The 4719-nt window shown below is 67.3% G+C and carries 6 protein-coding genes; 4 read left to right on the top strand and 2 right to left on the bottom strand.

The genetic code is table 11. The features are described 5' to 3' along the window. A partial coding sequence (locus tag LH128_RS19745) for an alpha/beta fold hydrolase (RefSeq protein ID WP_008831449.1) occupies positions 1-633 on the bottom strand: 633 nt, incomplete at its 3' end. A 192-nt stretch (positions 634-825) separates the two neighbouring features. Between LH128_RS19745 and LH128_RS19740 the strand changes: the two genes are divergently transcribed. The 3 genes from LH128_RS19740 to LH128_RS19730 all read left to right on the top strand — a co-directional run bounded on the left by LH128_RS19740 (position 826) and on the right by LH128_RS19730 (position 2725). Further along, entirely contained in the window at positions 826-1860 is a 1035-nt protein-coding gene (locus tag LH128_RS19740) for a cupin domain-containing protein (RefSeq protein ID WP_008831448.1), read from the top strand. A gap of 190 nt (positions 1861-2050) precedes the next feature. Next, complete coding sequence (locus LH128_RS19735) at positions 2051-2365, top strand: hypothetical protein (protein WP_008831447.1); 315 nt, start codon at positions 2051-2053, stop codon at positions 2363-2365. Between the two features lie 105 nt (positions 2366-2470). Then, positions 2471-2725 (top strand): hypothetical protein, encoded by a 255-nt coding sequence (locus LH128_RS19730; protein WP_036525343.1) that lies wholly within the window; start codon positions 2471-2473, stop codon positions 2723-2725. A gap of 343 nt (positions 2726-3068) precedes the next feature. Here the strand turns inward: LH128_RS19730 and hisD are convergent, their stop codons facing one another. Further along, positions 3069-4364, bottom strand: a complete 1296-nt coding sequence (hisD, locus tag LH128_RS19725) for a histidinol dehydrogenase (protein WP_008831445.1) — start codon at positions 4362-4364, stop codon at positions 3069-3071. Between the two features lie 173 nt (positions 4365-4537). Here hisD and LH128_RS19720 point away from each other — a divergent pair. Beyond that, positions 4538-4719, top strand: a 182-nt coding sequence (locus tag LH128_RS19720) for a LacI family DNA-binding transcriptional regulator (protein ID WP_037520433.1), incomplete at its 3' end; no start/stop codon positions are given.

Below are 4719 nucleotides of genomic sequence, written 5' to 3'. Positions count from 1 at the left end.
CACGAGTTCGGCATCGGGCAGGCCCGCCGCCAGTTCGCGCTGCAGTTCGGGCGGAGCGATGCGATCCTCGGCCCCGCCCAGCACCAGTGCGGGCATGCGCATGATGGGCAGCAGCGGCCGCTTGTCGGAACGGGTGAGGGCAACTTCGGTCTGCAGCGCCAGCGTGCAGGGCGGCTGGCTTTGCGCCATCGCCACGATCGTCGCCTTCAGCGCGCTGTCATGGCGCGCCCCGGCCGCGACCGAGCGCTCCCACAGCACTTCGCCGACCAGCACTCCCGGATCGGTCGTGGCGGCGGCGCGGCGGTCGGCGTGATCTGCCTCCGGTACGTCGCGCCCGTTGGCGGCGATCAGCGCCATGGCGGTGATCCGCTCGGGCGCGAGGGCCGCCATCTCCAGCGCCACGATCGCCCCCAGCGAGAAGCCGACCGGAATGAAGCGCCCGGAAACCTGCGAAAGCGCCCGTTCGGCCAGCCCCCCCGCCGATGCCACGCCGGTCATGTCGCAATGGACCACCGGTCGCCCGGCCAGCGCCGCATGCCGCAGCATCGGCGCGAACACCCGCGCGTCGCACAGCGTTCCCGCAAGCAGGACGAGCGGCAGACCGTCGGCATCGTTTCGTCCAGTGGCGGACATGGTCAAGCTCAGCTCCCCGTGGGACCGTCTATCTGGTCCTCTCGATCAATTTTCGTGCCGCAGGCGCGTCATGGCTTGCGCTGGCGGTGTCCATGACGTACCACGATTGAATTCGAATGCAAGCGTGATTCATGAAATCCGAAAAGGTAGAGGAAAGCGCTCCGCATCGAAGACCCTATTGAGGAGTATGACGTGACCGAGTGGACTCGCGAAGCGATGGCCCAGCGCCTCGTGCGCTACGCAGACCTCGTGCCTTGCCGCACCGCCTTCATCGATACCCGCACGCCGGGTTCGACCGAGAAGGAGAACTTCACGATCATCGGCGCGGGCGTGTCCGAAAGCGCCGACCAGTTCGTCCACATCACCGAGCCGCACGGCTTCAACGTCGGCGCTGCCCGCCAGCCAGAAGGCTGCGTCAACTCGCAGCACAGCCATGAGACGGCGGAAGTCTTCGTCGTCCACTCCGGCCACTGGAGGCTTATCTTTGGCCCCAACCGCGAGGACGGCACGCTCGACATCGCGCCGGGCGACGTCTGCTCGGTCCCTACCCGCATGTTCCGCGGCTTCGAAAAGCTGGACGAGGGCGTCGGTTTCCTGTGGGTGGTGCTCGGTCAGGACGATCCCGGCAAGGTCACGTGGGCGCCCGCTGTGTTCGAATCCGCCGCCGACTTCGGCCTCAAGCTGACCAAGGGCGGCACCCTGATCGACACCAGCGACGGCGACTACACCTTGCGTGAGGCCGAACTGGAAGCCCCGCTGAGCGAGGACGACCTGGCGCAGCTGCGCACGCCCCCGCTCGAAAAGCTGGCCGAATGCGTGGTGCGCTTCGCGGACGTCGCCGCCAACCCGGCCTCGCCGCTGGCCGCACCCGGCGTCGAGGAAGCCGGGCTGATCGTCCCGCAGGCGACCGCAGACGGCTTCGCCCCCGGCCCGATCAGCGGTTGGTGGGCGCACGGCTTCAACTTGCGCCTGCTGACGCTCCAGACCGGCGCCTACGTGCCGCGCCACAGCCGCCGCGAGGTGGAAGTGATCTTCGTTCACTCCGGCACGCTGGAAGTGAGCTGGGACCACGGCGAAATCCTGATGGGCGCGGGCGACACCCTGACCGTGCCAGTAGACCTGCCCCGCGCCCTGCGCAACACCGCCTCGGTCCCTTGCGTGGCCTACGTGGTGCGCGGCGGCGAGGACGTCGCGCGGCCGCTGTTCGAGTCTGGCGCCGCAGCCTGATTTTCAGGGAACACCCGCGTCGCCCGGTGCATCTGCATGGGTCGGGCGATGTCTTCTGGCCTGCCCGGCGTTCCCATCCGCGCCGGGCAGGCTCCTTGTTGCTCTGCACAGGGCGGCTTCGGCCAGCGACGATCGCCCTTTCCGGAACTGGAGGGTGGTTTGCGGACAGAGACCTGCTAGGCATGCCGCGATGAGCAACAAGCTAGCCGGCTGCGTCGAGGTCGATGGACTTCAGTATGAATGGGAACTCCGCAGCGAGCCGCAGTGGGGCGATGCCGATGGCTGGCGGGGGATGACCGTTGCCCTGCTGCGCAGGCACACCAAGCGCGGCGCCCTGCTGGAATTCCCGGCGCCCAAACGGCTGCTCAAGGGCATGCAACGAGGGCGCCTTCAGATCGGCGATGCGATCGTGGTGCGGGGTGTACGGGCCGCATTGCTGGCGGGATGGGACCCCGATTCCCGCGGCAAACCCATGGTGTTCACCGTCGATGCGGAAGGCAACTAGGCCGCGATTTCCCGCAGATCGCCCGAAGTCTGCAGGCTTCGCACCCGTGTTGCCTCGTTCGCAAGATCGGGTATGGCGGCATCGGCAAACCAGCAGGCGGATACAATGGCAGCACCTTCGATCGACGAGCAACGCGAACACTTCGCCTATTGCGTCCAGCTTTTTGGCGGCACCACGGCGTTCTCGCGCCGCATGGGCATAGACGAGCGGGCGATCCGCCGTTTCATCAACGCCGAGCGTCCCCTCGGCGCCGGGCTTCTGGCGGATACCGCGAAGGCCTTGCGCAAGCTCGCGGCCGAAGCGGCCGCTGCCGGACAGGAAATCGAAGCGGCGCTGGCTGCGGGGCCGGACGTTTCGTAACGGGTTCGCGGCGCGCGAACCGGGCATTTTCCTACAGCCGGGTGGGTACGGTATTCGTCATGAATGCCATTTTCCACTTCGCCCGAGCTAGCACGCCGCCTTCCGACTAGACCTTGCAAGGTGACACCTTCGGGGTCGCAAGGTGACACTTCCAGCGTTCAAGGTGACACCTTTTCCACACAAGGTGACACATCTGGCGCACAAGGTGACAGCTTCCGCCGCAAGGTGACACCTTTTCCTCCAGGACTGTGTAAACCGTGTAAACCCTGTCACCTTGCGCGGCCGGACACGCGAAGGGCGGCCCCGGTCACCCGGAGCCGCCCTCACATCGCGACGGTGGGTGTCAGGCGGGCTGCTTCAGCCGGTCGAAGCGGATTGCGGCGGCCTTCTGGTGGCCTTCGAGGCCCTCGCTGCCGCTCTGGCGGATCGCCGGCGGGGCGACGGCGGCGACGGCCTTGTCCTCCAGCCACTGGTGCGTGGCGATCTTGACGTAGGAGCCGACCCACAGGCCGCCGGTGTAGCGCCCCGCGCCCATCGTCGGCAGGGTGTGGTTGGTGCCCACGTTCTTGTCAGAATAGACCACGCTGGCGTTCTCGCCGATGAACAGCGAGCCGTAGTTGCGCAGCTTCTTGGCGAAGCCGTGCGGGTCGGCAGTGTGGACCTGAAGGTGCTCGGCCGCCACGAAATCGGAATAGGCGATCATCGCCGCCTCGTCGGCGCAGAGCACGACTTCGCCGTAGTTCTCCCAGGATTCCGCCGCGACCTTGGCGGTGGCGAGGGTCTGGAGCTGGCGCTCCACCTCGCGCACGGTCGCCTCGGCCAGCGCGCGGTCGGTGGTGATGAGGCCGACGCGGGTGCGCACGTCGTGCTCGGCCTGGCCCAGCAGGTCGCAGGCGATCAGTTCGGGATCGCCCGAGGCATCGGCGACGACGAAGATCTCGGAAGGCCCTGCCAGCTGGTCGATGCCGACGGGGCCGAAGACCTGCCGCTTGGCCTCGTTCACGAAGGCGTTGCCGGGGCCCATGATCTTGTTGACCTGCGGCACGCTCTCGGTGCCGTAGGCCATCGCCGCGATCGCCTGCGCGCCGCCGATGCGGAAGATGCGGTCGGCGCCCGAAAGGTGGCAGCCCGCGATCATCGCGCGGTGGGCATTGGGCGGCAGGCAGGCGACGACTTCGGCGCAGCCCGCGACCTTGCCCGGAACGATGGTCATGATCGGCGCGGAAAGCAGCGGGAAGCGGCCGCCGGGCACATAGGCGCCGACCCGGTCGATCGGGATCACCCGGTGGCCGAGGTGCAGGCCGGGGATCGGCTCGATCTCCAGCGGCAGGATCGTGCCCAGCTGCGCCTCGGCGAAGCGGCGCACGTTGTCGATCGCGAATTCGGTGTCGGCGCGGGTCTGCGGGTCGAGTTCGTCGAGTGCGGTCTGACGCTCGGCCGAGCTGACCTCGAAGCGGTCAAGTTCGGCCTTGTCGAACTGCGCGGAGTAGCGGCGCACGGCGGCATCGCCTTCGGCGCGCACGTCGGCAAGGACGCGGGCGACCAGGCCGGCGACGTCACCACTGTCGGTGATCTGGTCGCGCGCGGGCGCCTTGATGTAAGTTGTGGTCTCGGAAAATCCGTGCGGCGCATCGGTCATGGAAGGGCTCCCGTTGGACTGGTCTGGATGGGTCGGTCTGGGCGACGGGATGCAGTTTTATTGCATTCGAATTCAAATGTCACGCAGCAAAACGAGCGCCGCTGTTGCGTTGCATTTGCGGTGCCGCCTTTACGTCGCTAGACCGGGGTTTCGCGCCAAGTTACGGACGTTCCATGCCAAAGCCTCGATCGACCAAGAAGCTCAAGTCCACCGGAATGGAAGACGGTCGCCGTCCCACGTCCTACGACGTGGCGCGCATCGCGGGGGTTTCGCAGTCAGCCGTATCGCGCTGCTTCGCCCCGAACGCGTCGATCGCGCCTGCCAAGCGCGAACTGATTCTCAAGGTCGCGGCGGA

Origin of the sequence: Sphingomonas sp. LH128 (genome assembly GCF_000293195.2) — a bacterium.
In the GTDB taxonomy this organism is placed as follows: Bacteria; Pseudomonadota; Alphaproteobacteria; order Sphingomonadales; family Sphingomonadaceae; genus Novosphingobium; species Novosphingobium resinovorum_A.
The sequence above is the reverse complement of the archived record's forward strand: the minus strand, read 5'-3'. Positions and strand labels throughout refer to the sequence as shown.